Origin of the sequence: Agromyces sp. NPDC058104, from assembly GCF_042884835.1 — a bacterium.
Lineage (GTDB): Bacteria > Actinomycetota > Actinomycetes > Actinomycetales > Microbacteriaceae > Agromyces.
In genome coordinates this window covers 162,589-177,674 of the sequence record NZ_JBHVTD010000001.1, presented here as the reverse complement: position 1 = coordinate 177,674, position 15,086 = coordinate 162,589, and the positions used below count along the sequence as shown (strand labels likewise).

11 protein-coding genes are annotated in these 15,086 nt (G+C 74.3%); 5 read left to right on the top strand and 6 right to left on the bottom strand.

Annotated elements, in window-relative coordinates; translation table 11 throughout:
* The first annotated feature begins 21 nt into the window (after positions 1 to 21).
* Positions 22 to 402: a TIGR02611 family protein gene (locus ACFVTH_RS00780; protein ID WP_387085632.1), complete on the top strand. Its 381-nt coding sequence runs from the start codon at positions 22 to 24 to the stop codon at positions 400 to 402.
* Positions 403 to 414: 12 nt separating this feature from the next.
* On the opposite strand, the gene ACFVTH_RS00775 is transcribed toward ACFVTH_RS00780, so the two are convergent.
* The gene (locus ACFVTH_RS00775) at positions 415 to 1,989 is read right to left on the bottom strand and encodes an aminopeptidase P family protein (protein ID WP_387085629.1); all 1,575 of its coding nucleotides are present in this window, start codon (positions 1,987 to 1,989) and stop codon (positions 415 to 417) included.
* Positions 1,990 to 2,072: 83 nt separating this feature from the next.
* Positions 2,073 to 3,098, bottom strand: a complete 1,026-nt coding sequence (locus tag ACFVTH_RS00770; protein WP_387085625.1) for an endonuclease/exonuclease/phosphatase family protein — start codon at positions 3,096 to 3,098, stop codon at positions 2,073 to 2,075.
* A 90-nt stretch (positions 3,099 to 3,188) separates the two neighbouring features.
* On the opposite strand from ACFVTH_RS00770, the gene ACFVTH_RS00765 reads away from it, so the two are divergent.
* The gene (locus ACFVTH_RS00765) at positions 3,189 to 4,076 is read left to right on the top strand and encodes a PHP domain-containing protein (RefSeq protein WP_387085622.1); all 888 of its coding nucleotides are present in this window, start codon (positions 3,189 to 3,191) and stop codon (positions 4,074 to 4,076) included.
* Positions 4,077 to 4,194: 118 nt separating this feature from the next.
* Here the strand turns inward: ACFVTH_RS00765 and ACFVTH_RS00760 are convergent, their stop codons facing one another.
* Positions 4,195 to 5,724 carry a DEAD/DEAH box helicase gene (locus tag ACFVTH_RS00760; RefSeq protein ID WP_387085620.1) on the bottom strand — a complete coding sequence of 510 codons (1,530 nt, stop codon included), beginning with the start codon at positions 5,722 to 5,724 and terminating at the stop codon, positions 4,195 to 4,197.
* 145 nt (positions 5,725 to 5,869) lie between these two features.
* On the opposite strand from ACFVTH_RS00760, the gene ACFVTH_RS00755 reads away from it, so the two are divergent.
* Positions 5,870 to 6,589: a ferritin-like fold-containing protein gene (locus ACFVTH_RS00755; RefSeq protein ID WP_387085617.1), complete on the top strand. Its 720-nt coding sequence runs from the start codon at positions 5,870 to 5,872 to the stop codon at positions 6,587 to 6,589.
* Positions 6,590 to 6,695: 106 nt separating this feature from the next.
* Here ACFVTH_RS00755 and ACFVTH_RS00750 read toward each other — a convergent pair whose 3' ends face one another.
* On the bottom strand, positions 6,696 to 7,001 hold the full coding sequence (locus ACFVTH_RS00750) for a hypothetical protein (RefSeq protein ID WP_386940388.1): 306 nt from the start codon (positions 6,999 to 7,001) through the stop codon (positions 6,696 to 6,698).
* 2 nt (positions 7,002 to 7,003) lie between these two features.
* Complete coding sequence (locus ACFVTH_RS00745; RefSeq protein ID WP_026378876.1) at positions 7,004 to 7,228, bottom strand: DUF3107 domain-containing protein; 225 nt, start codon at positions 7,226 to 7,228, stop codon at positions 7,004 to 7,006.
* A gap of 93 nt (positions 7,229 to 7,321) precedes the next feature.
* Here ACFVTH_RS00745 and ACFVTH_RS00740 point away from each other — a divergent pair, with 93 nt between their 5' ends.
* Positions 7,322 to 10,489 (top strand): PD-(D/E)XK nuclease family protein, encoded by a 3,168-nt coding sequence (locus ACFVTH_RS00740; protein ID WP_387085614.1) that lies wholly within the window; start codon positions 7,322 to 7,324, stop codon positions 10,487 to 10,489.
* Positions 10,486 to 13,887: a UvrD-helicase domain-containing protein gene (locus ACFVTH_RS00735; protein WP_387085611.1), complete on the top strand. Its 3,402-nt coding sequence runs from the start codon at positions 10,486 to 10,488 to the stop codon at positions 13,885 to 13,887. Before ACFVTH_RS00740 ends, ACFVTH_RS00735 begins: the two co-directional genes overlap by 4 nt.
* Here the strand turns inward: ACFVTH_RS00735 and ACFVTH_RS00730 are convergent.
* Complete coding sequence (locus ACFVTH_RS00730) at positions 13,800 to 15,062, bottom strand: phosphotransferase (protein WP_387085608.1); 1,263 nt, start codon at positions 15,060 to 15,062, stop codon at positions 13,800 to 13,802. The two genes, ACFVTH_RS00735 and ACFVTH_RS00730, sit on opposite strands and share 88 nt — an antisense overlap.
* Positions 15,063 to 15,086: the final 24 nt, after the last annotated feature.

Sequence of the window (15,086 nt, the reverse complement as noted above, 5' to 3'; positions counted from 1 at the left end):
CTCGCGATATATCGTGTCGTCATGACGCGCACTGAGCCGGACGACCGTGAGCCGGGACTCGAACTCGAGATCGACCGCGAGATCGCCGAGGGCGAGCGGGCCGACCGGCCGCTTCGGCGCCTGCTCCGGGGCATCCGCGCCCGTCTGGACGACCGGCCGGTGCTGCGTCGCGCCTACCGGGTGATCGTCGGCGTGCTCGGCGGAGTCATCGCGATCGGCGGGCTGCTGCTCGTGCCGCTGCCCGGCCCGGGCTGGCTCGTCGTCTTCGTCGGCCTCGCCGTCCTGGGCACCGAGTTCGCGTGGGCGAAGCGCCTCGCCGCGTTCATCAAGCGGCTCCTCGCCCGGTTCTGGGCATGGTGGCGGGCCCGCCGCGCGGCGCGCGCGGCGAACCCGGCCTCCTGAGTCGACCCGGCGTCAGCCGCGCGCGCCCTGCACCCACGCCTCGACGGCATCCACGGTGCGGGGGATGCGTACGGAGAGGTTCTCGGCGCCGTCGGCGGTCACGAGGATGTCGTCCTCGATCCGGACGCCGATGCCGCGGAACTCCGCCGGGACCGTCAGGTCGTCGGGCTGGAAGTAGAGGCCCGGCTCGATCGTGAAGATCATGCCGGCCTCGATGACGCCGTCCATGTAGAGCTCGCGGCGGGCCTGCGCGCAGTCGTGCACGTCGAGGCCGAGGTGGTGGCTCGTGCCGTGCACCATGTACCGGCGGTGGAACTGGTTCTCGGGCTCCAGCGACTCCTCGGCCGAGACGGGCAGGAAGCCCCATTCGGCCGTCTTGCGGGCGATGACCTGCATCGCCGCGGCGTGCACCTCGCGGAACACGACGCCCGGCTTCACGATCGCGAACGCGGCGTCGGCGGCCTCGAGCACGGCCTCGTAGACCTGTCGCTGCACGTCCGAGAAGGTGCCGTTCACCGGGAAGGTGCGCGTGATGTCGGCCGTGTAGTACGAGTCCATCTCGACGCCCGCGTCGAGCAGCACGAGGTCGCCGGGCACGACGGGGCCGTCGTTGCGGGTCCAGTGCAGGATCGTCGCGTGCGGGCCGGCCGCTGCGATCGAGCCGTAGCCCACGTCGTTGCCGTCGAGGCGTGCGCGGGTCGCGAAGACGCCCTCGATGACGCGCTCGCCGCGCACCTCCGCGGTGATGCGGGGGAGCTCGGCGAGCACCTCGCCGAAGCCGCGCTCGGTCGCGTCGATCGCGGCCCGCATCTCGGCGATCTCGTAGTCGTCCTTCACGAGACGCAGCTCGCTCACGACGCGGGCGAGCTCACCGTCGGGCTCGTGCTCGCCGCCGACCTCGAGCGAGAACGCCGCGTCCTGCGCGTTCTCGCTGAGCACGCGCTCGGCGGCGAAGCGGATGCGGGCGTGGTCGATTCGCTCGGTCACGGCCGAGTCGGCCTCGCGGAGGACGAGCGTCGCGGTGTCGACGGCGTCGACGACCGCGTCGAAGTCGTGGATGTCGCGGGTCGCGACGGCGAGGTCGGCCGCGACGTGGGCGAGGGAGGGACGGGGCCCGATCCAGAACTCGCCGATCGCGGCGTTCGCGTAGAACTCCTCGGAATCGCGGCCCGCGCGCTCGCGGAAGTACACGGTCGCCTCGTGGCCCGAGTCGCCGGTCGGCTCGAGCACGAGCAGCGCGCCCGGCTCGGAGTCGGAGCCCCAGCCCGTGAGATGCGCGAACGCCGTGTGCGCGCGGTACGGGTAGTCGGTGTCGTTCGCGCGCTGCTTCATGTCGCCCGCGGGAATGATGAGGCGCTGGCCGGGGAACGCTGCGGAGACCTTCGCACGGCGCTCGGCGGCGTGGGCGGCCTGCGGCCTGGCCTGCGGCAGCGTCTCGTCGCGGTCGGCCCAGCCGCTGCCGATGAAGTCCTTGAAGCCCTCGGATCCGGGCGTCGTCGAGCGGTTCGCGTTGCGCCCGGCCTCGTCGCCGTTCGTGGTGGCCGGAGCCGCGGTCTCAGTGGTGGAGGTGTCGCTCGAGTTCGCCATGGCTCCATTCTCGCACCGCCCGCCGGGGGCCGAGCCGCCGCGGAGCGCGCCGACCCGTCGGCGGAGGCACCCGCGCGAACGGCTCAGCCGGCGCGGACGAGCGTCGCCGCGATCGGGCGGTGGTCGCTGCCCGCGTCGTCGAGGGTGCCGATCACCTCGAAGCGCTCGACCGTCCAGCCGGGCGTCGCCATCACATGGTCGATCGGGCTGCCGAGCAGCTCGGGCACGCTCGCCGGCCAGGTGCCGAGCGCCGCCGAGCGGGCCGCGGCCGCGGCATCCCGGCATCGGCCCAGGTCGCCGCCGTCGACGCCGCGACCGGCGAAGTGGTCGACCGTCGCATTGAAGTCGCCCGCCATGATCACGTTCTCGCCCGTGCACTGCTCGGCGAGCCAGTCGAGATCGCTGCGCCAGTTGCGCAGCTCCCATCGGATGGGCGCGACGGCGTGCACGGCGACGATGCGGGGCCCGTCGCCCGAGACGGGGTCGGCGACGACGCTCGGCAGCGTGTTCGTGTTGCCGGGCGGGCCGGGCGCCTCGGCCGAGACGACCTCGTAGTCGCCGAGCTCGGGGCTGATGAGCAGCGTCGTCGACCGCGCCTTCGCCACGTCGTCGTAGGCGAGCGTGTGCACCCACATCGGCGATCCGCCCTCGCGCATCGCGATCGCGACCTCCTCGCCGAGCGGGTCGGTGGTCTCGGGCAGCACGACGACGTCGGCGCCCTCGTCGAGGGCGAGGCCCGCGATGGTCGACGCGTCGGGCACCTCGCCGAGGGTGTTCCACGCCAGCACCGTCACGGAGTCGGGCGGGGTCGCGCCCACGGCATCCACGCTGCCGGCGCCGCGCACCGCGAGCACCACGACGTTGCCGCCCGCGAAGAGGGCGAAGACGACGGCCATCGCGATCGCGAAGCGGCGCGAGCGGCGCGGGATCGCGAGGAGCGCGAAGACCACAGCGGCGATGCCGCCGCAGACCGCGGCCACCCCGCGGAGGGCGACCACATGGGCGGCGATCCACTGGTTCTGCAGGCCGAACGCCTGCGGCCAGACGAGCACGAGCGCTGCGGCGGCGGTGCCGAGTACGACGACCCAGCCGAGGATGCGGGGGAGCATTCCATCCACACTAGGTGCATCGACGCTGGGAACGCCCGGTGAACGCCGCGCGCCCGTCGCCTCGCCGCGGGGCGTCGATAGCATTGGGGGATGTCCGATGCCCGCGCCGTGCCCGGCGAAGCCGACCTGCACACCCACTCGACGGTGTCGGACGGCACGGAGGCGCCCGCCGAGCTCATGCGGCAGGCGGCCGCGGCCGGGCTCTGGGGCGTCGCGCTCACCGACCACGACTCGACGAGCGGCTGGGCCGAGGCCGCGGCCGCGGTCGAGGAGACCGGTGTCGCCCTCATCCCCGGCATGGAGCTGTCGACGCGCGAGGGCTTCGCGAGCGTGCACCTGCTCGGCTACCTGATCGACCCGCTCGACGAGTCGCTCCTCGCCGAGACCGCGCGCATCCGCGAGTCGCGTCTCACGCGGGCCGAGCAGATCGTGCGCCGCATCGGCCGCGACTACGACCTCAGCTGGGACGACGTGCTCGCGCAGACCGCGGAGGGCGCGACCATCGGGCGCCCGCACATCGCCGACGCCCTCGTCGCCCGCGGCCTCGTCGAGACGCGGTCGGCGGCGTTCTCCGGCATCCTGCACCCGAGCGCCGGCTACGCGCAGCCGCACTACGCGCCCGATCCGCTCACCGGGGTACGCCTCATCCGCGAGGCCGGCGGCGTGCCGGTGCTCGCGCACCCGGGCACGCGCGGCGCCGAGCGGATCGTGCCGCCCAAGCGGCTCGGCCAGCTCGTCGACGCCGGGCTCTTCGGGCTCGAGGTCGACCACCCCGAGAACCAGGCGGACGCGAAGCCCCGGCTGCGCGAGCTCGCGGCGAGGTTCGGGCTGGCGATCACCGGCTCGAGCGACTACCACGGCACCGGCAAGACGAACCGACTGGGCGAGTGCCGCACGGCGCCCGACGTCGTCGCGCGGCTCGTCGCCGAGGGGCGCGGGGCCGCGGTGGTGCTGCCGCCCGCCGTGCGGGAGGCGTAGCCGCGCGGCTCGGCGTCTTCGCTTCAACAGGACGAGCGCGCCGGCACGCCCCGGAGCGGAGGTGCCGGCGCGCTCGTCGTGTCGGAGATGAGGCGCGGGGGCCGTGAGGCCCCGCCGCCTACACCTGCGGTGCTGCCGGAGCCGAACCTGCGGCGCCCGCGCGACCGGCGCCGCCGCGACGGCGACGACGACGCGGAGCGGGCTTGCCGTCGTGGTGCTCGTGGCCCTTGCCGTCGTGGGTGCCGGTGCCCGGCTCCTTGACGGCGGCGTCGCCCGCGGCGTCGGCCTTCGCCGGCGCCGACTCGCCCGTGGTGGGCTCGCCCGCCCGAGTGCGGCGGCGGTTGCGGGTGCGGGGGGCGCGCTCGCCGTCGCCCTCGCGGCGCTCGCCGTTGCCCTCGCGGCGGCCGCCGCGGTCGCTGCGGCCGGCGGTGCTCGAACGCGTCGCGCTGGCCGCGGGGGCCGCCGGCTTCAGGCGCCCCTTGGTGCCGGCGGGGATGTCGAGGTCGGTGAAGAGGTGCGGGCTCGACGAGTACGTCTCGGTCGGCTCGGGCTGGCCGAACTCGAGTGCTCGGTTGATGAGCGCCCACTTGTGCAGGTCGTCCCAGTCGACGAACGTGACGGCGATGCCCGTCTTGCCGGCGCGGCCCGTGCGTCCCGCGCGGTGCAGGTAGGTCTTGTCGTCGTCGGGGATGGTGTGGTTGATCACGTGCGTGACGTCGTCGACGTCGATGCCGCGCGCCGCGACGTCCGTCGCGATGAGCACGTCCTTCTTGCCGGCCTTGAAGGCCGCCATCGCGCGCTCGCGCTGGTCCTGGTTGAGGTCGCCGTGCACCGCCGCGGCGTTGAAGCCGCGATCGTTGAGCTCCTCGACGAGCTTGGCGGCCGCACGCTTGGTGCGCGTGAAGATGACGGTCTTGCCGCGGCCCTCGGCCTGGAGGATGCGCGCGATCACCTCGTCCTTGTCGAGCGAGTGCGCGCGGTACACGAGGTGCTTGATGTTCGCCTGGGTGAGGCCCTCGTCGGGGTCGTTCGCGCGGATGTGGATCGGCTTCGACATGAAGCGGCGCGCGAGGGCGACGATCGGGCCGGGCATGGTCGCCGAGAAGAGCATGGTGTGACGCACGGCGGGCACCTTGGAGAAGATCTTCTCGATGTCGGAGAGGAAGCCGAGGTCGAGCATCTTGTCGGCCTCGTCGAGCACGATCTCCTGCACCTCGCCGAGGTTCAGGAGGCGCTGGCTCGCGAGGTCGAGGAGGCGCCCCGGGGTGCCGACGACGATCTGGGCGCCGGCCTTGATCTGCTCGATCTGGCCCTCGTACGCCTTTCCGCCGTAGATCGAGACGATCTTGGTGGGGCGGTTCGAGGTGGCGAGCTCGAGGTCTTCGGAGACCTGCACCGCGAGCTCGCGGGTCGGCACGACCACGAGCGCCTTGACGCCGGGGGCCGGGTCGTCGCCGAGCCGCTGGATCAGCGGGAGGCCGAACCCGAAGGTCTTGCCGGTGCCGGTCTTCGCCTGGCCGATGATGTCCTGGCCCGAGAGGGCGAGGGGGATGGTCTGCTCCTGGATGGGGAAGGCATCGACGATGCCCTTCCCGGCGAGTGCGTCGACGATGTCGGACGCGATGCCGAGGTCGGTGAAGGTGGTCACAAATCTGCCTGTCGGTCGTGCTTCGAGAATGAAGGTCGTGAGGTGCGCCTCGACTTCAACCCCGGGCGCACGGCCGCGGATCCGATGTCCGCATGCCCTTACACCCTATCGGAGAGTCCCTGTGCGCCTCGGATAGGCTGTGTTCGTGGTGTTCTGGTCCAGCAGGCGCGGTGCGCGCCCCGAGCTTCCGCGGCTGCGACCCCGGGTCGCCCCGACGGAGGTCACCAAGGTCGACTTCACCGAGCTCGTGCCCGAGCCCGTGCCGTTCCTCGGGCAGGCCGCGTACATCCAGCTCGAGTTCTTCGAGAGCCTGTCGACCGCTGTGCTCGGCGCCCCGTCGATGCGCTCGAAGGAGGGGCTGAGCGCCGCAGCGGGCGTCGCCCTCCGTCGCCACCACGAGCTCATCGCCGAGCTGCGTCACCTCGGCGTCGAGCCCGAGGGGGTCATGGTGCCGTTCGCACCCGCGACCGATCGGCTCGGCGAATCGACGGCCGGTGCCGACTGGCACGAGCTGCTGCTCGGCGTGCACGTCACGTCTGGCATGCTCGACGACTACTTCTCGCGCCTGGCCGAGGGGCTTCCCACCGTGCTCGGCGCACGCGTCCGCGGCATCCTCGCCGAGGGCGGCATCGCCGAGGTGCTCGAGGCCGAGCTGCGCGCCGCGATCGAGGCCGAACCGGGCCTCGCCGATCGGCTCGCCCTGTGGGGCCGGAGCATCGTGGGCGACACCCTGCTCGTCGCCCGCTCGGCGCTGCGCGCCTCGGAGTCGGCGGATCGCACCGCCGGCGAGCGGGTCGAGCCGGTCTTCACCGAGCTCATCGCCGAGCACACGCGTCGCATGGACGCGCTCGGGCTCACGGCCTGACGCGATTCGGCCCGAGCGCGGGCACCCGGGTCGATGCGATCGCCGGATGCCACGAGGGAGGGCGGTGCCGGTCGGTGCGAGCCGCTCGCGGCCCGCACCGAGCGAGTCAGGCTCGGCTGGCGCCCGGGCGGGAGAGGCGCTCGAAGAGCGCGGCATCCGCCTTCTGCCGGCCGGGGCCGATGAGGTAGGCCGCCGCCGCCGAGGCGAGGCCGGCCGCGACGAGCGAGACCACCCAGATCCACCCGCCGTCCCACGCCCAGCCGAGCCACGTCAGCCCGACCCACACGACGGCGGCGACGGCCGCGCCGATCGAGGGCACGAGCGCGACGCCGCGCATCTGGCGGTAGGGGAGCGCGAAGTGCGCGGCGATGCCGAGGATGGCGCCGCCGAGGGTGATGAAGAGGAGCTCCATCGTCAGGCGACGAAGCCGACGCGACGCGACTCCTCGGAGCCGATCTCGACGTACGCGAGCGCTGCGGCGGGCACCACGAAGACCGTGCCCTTGTCGTCGGCGAGCTTGAGCAGCGGTGACTGCCCGGCGAGGGCCGCCGCGACCGCCTGCTCGACCTCTGCGGCCGACTGCGAGGTCTCGAACCCGAGTTCACGGGGGGAGTTCTGGATGCCGATGCGAACGTCCACGGTGCGCCTTTCTGCTCTTGCTCAAACCCTACACATCGTGCCGTGCCGAGCCGTTCGCGTTCACTGTCGGCGGAACGGGTTAACGTTGCCGACATGCAGGGCACCCGAACCGTTCCAGATCTCGTGCGCGACCTCTCGGGCGGCGCTCACGCGGCGGTCTTCGGCGCCCCCGGCAGCGGCAAGACGAGCCTCGCGATCGAGCTCGTCGCCGACCGCATCGAACGGCTCGGCCACTCGAGCGACGAGGTGCTCGTCGTCTCGGCGACCCGCACCGCGGCGACCGCGCTGAGGGACGCGCTCGCCGTGCGCCTCGGCCTCACGACGCGCGGCCCGCTCGCCCGCACCGCGAACTCCATCGCGTTCCAGCTCGTGCGCGCGTACACGGGGGCCTCGGTGACCCTGCTCACGGGCGCCGAGCACGACCACATCGTCGGCGAGCTCCTCGACGGCGGCATCCGCGACGGGTTCGGCCCCGACTGGCCCGACCCGCTGACACCCGAGGTGCGGGTGCTGCGCGGGTTCCGCACCGAGCTGCGCGACCTGCTCATGCGCGCCGTCGAGCACGGCGTCGACGCCGAGGCGCTCGCCCGGCTCGGGCGGCGCTGCGAGCGCCCCGAGTGGGTGGCGGCCGCCGACTTCCTCGCCGAGTACGACGAGGTGAAGGCCCAGCTGCGCCCCGACCAGTTCGACTCCGCCGAGCTCGCGGCGTTCGCCGCGGCCGTCGTGCGCCGAAGCGTCGACGACGCCGGCGCCGCGGCCGCGCTCGGCCTGCTCGCCCGGCTCAGGCTCATCGTCGTCGACGACGCCCAGGAGGCCACCGAGGCCACCGCCGCACTCCTCGGCGCGTTCGCCGCGCGCGGGGTCCAGGTGATCGCGATCGGCGACCCCGACGTCGCGAGCAACGGCTTCCGCGGCGGCCGGCCCGAGTTGCTCGGCGCCCTCTCGAACGTGCTCGACGGGGCGCAGGTCGAGCGGCACGTGCTGCCCGTCGTGCACCGCGGCACGGCCGAGCTCCGCGCGGTCGTGCAGTCCACGACCGCGCACATCGGCGCGGCCCTCGGCGGCGCCCACCGAGTCGCCACGGTGGCGGGGGCCGATGATGCCTCGACGGGGTCGTTGCCGCAGGGCCGGGCCGCCCGCACCCCGGCCCGGCCGAACCGGCCGACGCGGGCGTCGCTCGCACCCGTCCTCGGCATCGAGGCGCCCTCGCACGCCGCCGAGTGCCGCGCCGTGGCCGCCGTGCTCCGCGAGCGCCACCTCCTCGACGGCGTCCCCTGGTCCGAGATGGCGGTCGTCCTGCGCTCCGGCGGCGACGTCCCGGCCTTCGAGCGCGGCCTCGCGCTCGCCGAGGTGCCGACGGCCGGCAGCGCAGCGCGCACCGCGCTCCGCGACGCCCCGGCCGCCGCGGCCCTGCTCACGGCCGCCTCGCTCGTGCTCGAGCGCGAGCCGCTCACCGCCGAGCTCGCGGTCGCGCTGCTCACCGGGCCCATCGGGCGCCTCGACGGCGTGGGGCTCCGCCGACTGCGGCTCGCCCTCCGCCACGAGGAGCTCGCGAACGGCGGCGACCGAACGGGCGACGAGCTGCTCGTCGAGGCGCTCGGCGCACCCGGCGGATTCGACTCGATCGACGCGGCCCCGGCCCGGCGCGCCGCCCGGCTCGCCCGGCTCGTCGCCACGGCGCGTGCCGAGGCCGTGCGCGGCCGCACCGTCGAAGAACTCCTCTGGGTCCTCTGGGAGGGCAGCGGCCTCGCCGCCGAGTGGGGGGCGCAGGCGGCGGGCACCGGTGTGCTCGCCGACGAGGCGAACCGCTCGCTCGACGCCGCGGTGGCGCTCTTCGCCGCCGCGCAGCGCTTCGTCGAGCGCGAGCCCGACGCCCCTGCGGTGCGGTTCGTCGACGAGGTGCTCGCGAGCGAGCTGCCCGAAGACTCGCTCGCGCCGCAGCGCAGCGCCGAGACGGTGCTCGTGACGACGCCGCCGGCGCTCATCGGCCGCTCGTTCGAGGTGGTCGTCGTCGCCGGCCTGCAAGACGGGGTCTGGCCGAACCTCCGCCCGCGCGGCACCCTGCTGCACGCCGGGCTCCTCGCGCGCACCGCCGCGGCCGTGCGTGCGGGCGCGCCGCTGCCGACCGTCGAGTCCGTGCCCGAGGCGCGCATCGCCGTGCGCAGCGACGAGCTGCGCCTGTTCGCGCTCGCCGCGTCGCGCGCCGAACGCCAGCTCGTGCTCAGCTGCACCGCGAACGACGACGAGCAGCCCTCGATGCTCATGGGCTACGCGCCCGATCGGCTGCGCGCGCCGCGCGGTCGGCCGCTGCACCTCCGAGGCCTCGTCGGGGCGCTCCGGCGCGAGACGGCGGCGTCGCCCGGGGGCGAGGCGCCGGCCGCGCTCGCGCTGCTCGCCGAGGCCGGCGTTCCCGGCGCCCACCCCGACGACTGGTACGGGCTCGCTGCGCCCTCGACGACGGCACCCCTCGTCGACCTCGAGGGCGACCCCGACGCGGTCGTGGCCGTCTCGCCGTCGCAGATCGATCGCGTCGAGGAGTCGCCGCTCGGCTGGTTCATCGACCACGTGGCGTCGCCGCCGTCCGGCATCGCCGCGTCGATCGGCACGATCGTGCACGCCGTGGTCGAGGAGGCCGGGGCGCGAGACGACGGCGACACGAGCATCGAGACGCTGTGGGCGGGCGTCGAGCAGCGTCTGCGCGACATCCGATTCGAGGCGGGCTGGGTCGCCGAGCGCGAGCGGCGGGGCGCGCGGCGCATGGCCGAGGGCGCGGCCGACTACCTCGCCGGCTTCGCCGACGACGGCAAGGTGCTGCTCGAGGCGGAGGGGCGGTTCTCGCTCGAGCTCGGGCGCGTGCGGATCACGGGCACGATCGACCGGGTCGAGGCCTCGGCCGACGGCACGACGGTCATCGTCGACCTGAAGACGGGTCGCACACCGCCGACGGCGGCGCAGACGGCCGCGCACCCGCAGCTGGCCGCCTACCAGCTCGCCGCGCGCGCCGGCGCGGTGCCGAACCGCGGCATCCTCGGCGGGGCGAAGCTCGTCTACCTCGCGAAGCCGTCCTCGGGCAACGGCTACACCGAGCGGGCGCAGCAGCCGTTCGACGACGAGGCGGAGGCGGAGTTCCGCGAGCGGCTCGACGCGGTCGCCCGCACGATGGCCGGCGGCGCGTTCGACGGGCCGGCCGAGCTCGGCTTCGGTTCGCGCTTCGGGGCCTGGCAGTATCGCGTCCACCTCGTGCCGGCGGTGTCGGCGTGAGCGGGCAGGCGCTGAGCGCGCTCGAGATCGCCACCCGCCTGGGCCTGCACGCGCCGACGCCCGAGCAGCGCGCGGTCATCGAGGCCGATCCGCACGGCCAGAGCATCGTCGTCGCCGGTGCCGGCAGCGGCAAGACCGAGACGATGGCGAATCGCGTGGTGTGGCTGCTCGCCAACGGGCATGTGGAGGTGCCCGAGGTGCTCGGCCTCACCTTCACCCGCAAGGCCGCGGGCGAGCTGGCCGAGCGGGTGAGAGATCGCGTGGCGCAGCTCGTCGGCGAGGGCATCGCCGCCGTCGCGCTCGACCCGATCGAGTCGGCTGCGGTCGGCACCTACAACGCCTTCGCGAGTTCGATCTACCGCGAGCACGCGATGCTCATCGGGCGCGAGCCCGATGCCTCGGTGCTCGGCGAGGCCGCGGCCTGGCAGCTCGCGCGCGGGGTCGTGGCCGCCTCGGCCGACCCCCGGCTGGTCGAGCTCGACGCCTCCCTCGAGAAGGTCACCGGGGCGGTGCTCGGCCTCAGCAGGGCGCTGGCCGAGAACGTGGCCGAGAGCCGCGACGTGCGCGTGATGGTGCGCGACTTCCTCCAGATGGAGGGGCTGCCGATCGAGGCGCCCCGCAAGCGCACCGACTTCGCGACGTTCGTCGACGCGCTGGGCGTCGTCGGCGCGCTGCCGCCGCTCCTCGAGCTCGCCGACGCCTACGCCACGGTCAAGCAGCAGCGCGGATTCGTCGAGTTCTCCGACCAGGTCTCGCTCGCGCTCGCGATCTGCGAACGGCACCCCGAGGTCGTCGCGGCGCACCGCGAGCGCTACCGCACGGTCCTGCTCGACGAGTACCAGGACACGAGCGTCGTGCAGACGCGCCTGCTCTCGGTGCTCTTCGGCGGTCACGCCGTCATGGCCGTCGGCGACCCCGACCAGTCGATCTACGGCTGGCGCGGTGCGAGTGCCGCGAACCTCGCCCGCTTCGGGCGCGACTTCGCCGCCGGCGGCGAGGCGGCCGTCTACGACCTCTCGACGAGCTGGCGCAATCCCCGCATCGTGCTCGACGCCGCGAACGCGCTCATCGCCCCGCTCGACGCGGGCATCCCGAAGGCGCCGCTGAGCGCGTCGCCGTTCGCCGGGCCGGGCCGTCTCGACGTGGGCTGGAGCGAGACCATCGACGACGAGGCGGCAACGGTCGCCGACTGGTTCGCGAAGCGGCTCGGTCGCGCAGGCGAGGGCGCGAGCGGGGCGCTGCTCTGCCGCACCTTCGCCAACGTCGACGTGTTCACCGAGGCGCTGCGCGCCCGCGGGGTGCCCGTGCACGTGCTCGGCATGGCGGGGCTGCTCGACCAGCCGGTCATCGCCGACCTCGTGTGCGTGCTCCGCGTCGTGCACGACCCGTCCGCCGGCTCCGAGCTCGTCCGGGTGCTCGGCGGCGCCCGCTGGCGCATCGGCCCCGCCGACCTCGACGCCCTGCGCTCGCTCGCCAAGTGGCTCGCCGATCGCGACCTCGCCAACCGGCGCCTCGCCGACGAGGTCCGGCGCGGCCTGCGCACCTCGATCGCCGTCGACGAGTCGCCGTCGATCGTCGACGCCCTCGACTTCCTCCTCACGGCGCCTGACGAGCACTCCGCGCTCCGCGGGTTCAGCGAGACGGGGCTCGCACGCATGCGGCGCGCGGGGGCCCAGCTCCAGGCGCTCCGCCGGCGCGCGGGCCTCGGGCTCATCGACTTCGTGAGCCTCGTGCAGCAGGAGCTGCTGCTCGACCTCGAGGTGGCGGCCAACGCCGAGCAGCCGCTCGGCGCGCCGAGCCTCGAGGCGTTCGACGAACTGCTCATCGGCTTCGTCGAGATGAGCGAGCAGCCGACGCTCGGGGCCTTCCTCACCTGGCTCACCGAGGCCGAGCAGCGCGACCGGCTCTCGCCCCGCCAGGACGAACCCGAGCCCGGCGCGGTGCAGGTGCTCTCGATCCACGGATCGAAGGGCCTCGAATGGGATCTCGTGGCGATCCCGCGCATGGTCGATGCCGAGGTGCCGTCGAAGCCGCGGTCGACGAAGGGGTGGCTCGCGTTCGGCGAGCTGCCGAACGAGTTCAAGGGCGACGCCGACGAGCTGCCCGAGCTGCAGTGGCGCGGCGTGCAGAGCCAGGCCGAGTTCGACGCCGCCGTCTCGGCGTTCGCCGACGAGAACCGCGAGCGCCACGCCGAGGAGGAGCGCCGGCTCGCCTACGTGGCGCTGACGCGCGCCCGCACCGAGCTGCTGCTCACCGGTTCGTGGTGGTCGACGCAGAAGGCGCCGCGCCAGCCGAGCCCGTTCCTGCGCGAGCTCGTGCAGGCGGGCGTCGTGCCGCCCGACGTCCTCCCCGGGGCGCCCGAGCACGACGAGAACCCCCGCACCGGAACCGCCGAGCGCGTGAGCTGGCCGCTCGATCCGCTCGGCCACCGGCGCACCGTCGTCGAGGCGGCGGCCGAGGCCGTGCGTGCCGCCGCCCTCCGGCCGAGCGGTGCCGGCATCGGTCCGCGCCTCGCCGACGAGCTCCGGCTGCTGCTCGAAGAGCGCCGACGCCGCCACGAGCCGGCGGAGGCGCCCGAGATCCCCGTGCGGGTGCCCGCGTCGCGGTTCAAGGACTACGTCGACGACCCGCTCGCGGTCGCCGCGGGGCTCCGGCGCCCCATGCCGCAGCGACCGTTCCGGGCGACGCGCATCGGCACGCTCTTCCACGAGTGGGTCGAGCAGCGCGCGCTCGCCGTGGTCGACGAGTTCGACGGGCTCGACGGCCTCGGCCCCGGCTCGTGGGACGACGGATCCGACCGACCCGGTGACGTCGGCCGATCCGACCGATCCGTCGGCGGCGTCGACGACCTCGGCGGACTCGACGACCTCGACGCCCTCGGCGAGCACGGCGAGGGCGTCGGGCCCGACGACGAGACCGTCGCCGTCGACCCCGAGCGCGGCGACATCGCACCAGAGCGGCTTCGCGCGCTCCAGGCCACCTTCGCCGCCTCCGAGTGGGGCGACCGCAGGCCGGCCGCCGTCGAGCTCGAACTGCACCTCCCGATCGGCGGCAACGTCTTCGTGTGCAAGCTCGACGCCGTCTACGACATCGCGCCCGAGTCCGAGCTCGGTGCCCGGGGCATCCGCGTGCAGGTCGTCGACTGGAAGACGGGCAAGGCACCCCGCGACGCGCGCGACCTCGAGCTCAAGCAGACCCAGCTCGCGCTCTACCGTCTCGCGTACGCGAGCTGGGCGGGGGTCGACCCCGACGTCGTCGACGCCGTCTTCTACTTCGTCGAGGACGATCGGGTCATCAGGCCCGAGCGGATCTACGACGAGGCGGAGTTGCGGCGTGCCTGGTCGTCGGTGACCTCGTCCGACGGTGCGCCGGTCGAGCCCTCGTCGCCGCGGGCGTGATCGCGCCCCGATCCGCTCGAGCCGGCGTCGGGTGCCGCGTCGCCCCAGTCGCTGAGGTCGAGCGGGATGGGCGCCGTGGCATCCATGGGCGGTGCGCCGGCCGAGCGGGCCTCGTGCCGGTCGAGCTCAGAGAAGTCGTAGCTGTCGGTGAGCATCGCCCCGCCGCGCTCGGCGGGAAGCCGGTCGAGCGGGGTCTCGTCGAGCATCCGCTCGACGTCGCCGACGGCGAGGATCGGGCCCGTCTCGGGCGAGAGCGGCTCGCTCGAATGGTCGTGGACGCTCTCGACGAGCCCGTCGAGGAGGCCGACCGCGTCCTCGACGATCGCGTCGTCGCGCTCGTCGATGCCGTGCAGCAGCCATCGTGCGAGCTCGAGCTCGCCGTAGAGCAGGGCGCGCTGCGGCAGGTGCGCGTCGGCGCCGCCCTCACGCGCGGCGATGTACGCGCCGAGCGCCCGCTCCGCCGCCGCACCGCGGGAGGTCAGGAGCCAGTGCAGGTCGCGGGCCGGGTCGCCCTCGGCGAGCCCCGACCAGCCGATCACGCCGGTCACGGTCTCGCCGTCGTTCAGGATCGAGTCGGCGGTGAGCGTGCCGTGCACGACCGTCGGACGGAACCGCCAGAGCGTGTCGTCGTCGGTGGCCTCCTCCCAGCGGCGGAGGAGCGCCGCAGGGAGCCGCCCGGTGTCGGCGGCGCGGCCGATGAGGGCGACGACCGACTCGCGGGTCTCCGCGGCATCCTGCCTGGTGAGGCCGGCGTCGCCGACGAACCCCGTCGGCAGGGAGTGGATGGCGGCGATCGCGAGGCCGACCGACTCGGCGAGCCGGTCGTGCGCGGTCAGCTGGTCGGCGGTCGAGACGACCCCGGGGATGAAGTCGGTGACGACGGCGCGCGTGCCGTCGATGGGCGCCTGGCCGATGAACGACGGCACCGCGAAGTCGAGGCGGCCCCGGATCCCGGGCGTGAGGGCGCGGAGCGCCACGAGGTCGGCGGACTGCTCGGACTCGGCAGCCTGCGAACGCGGGACGCGGATGATGAGATGGCGGTCGTCGCCGGTGCGGAACTCGACGGCGTCGAAGGCCCCGTGGCTGCGCCGCGTGTGCGCCCGTGCGGCGCTGACCTCGAGTCCGGGCACCGCCGCCGTGGCCAACGCGGCTAGAGTGAGAGGGGGTCTGGCCATGGCATTCAGCTTAAGCAGGCATCA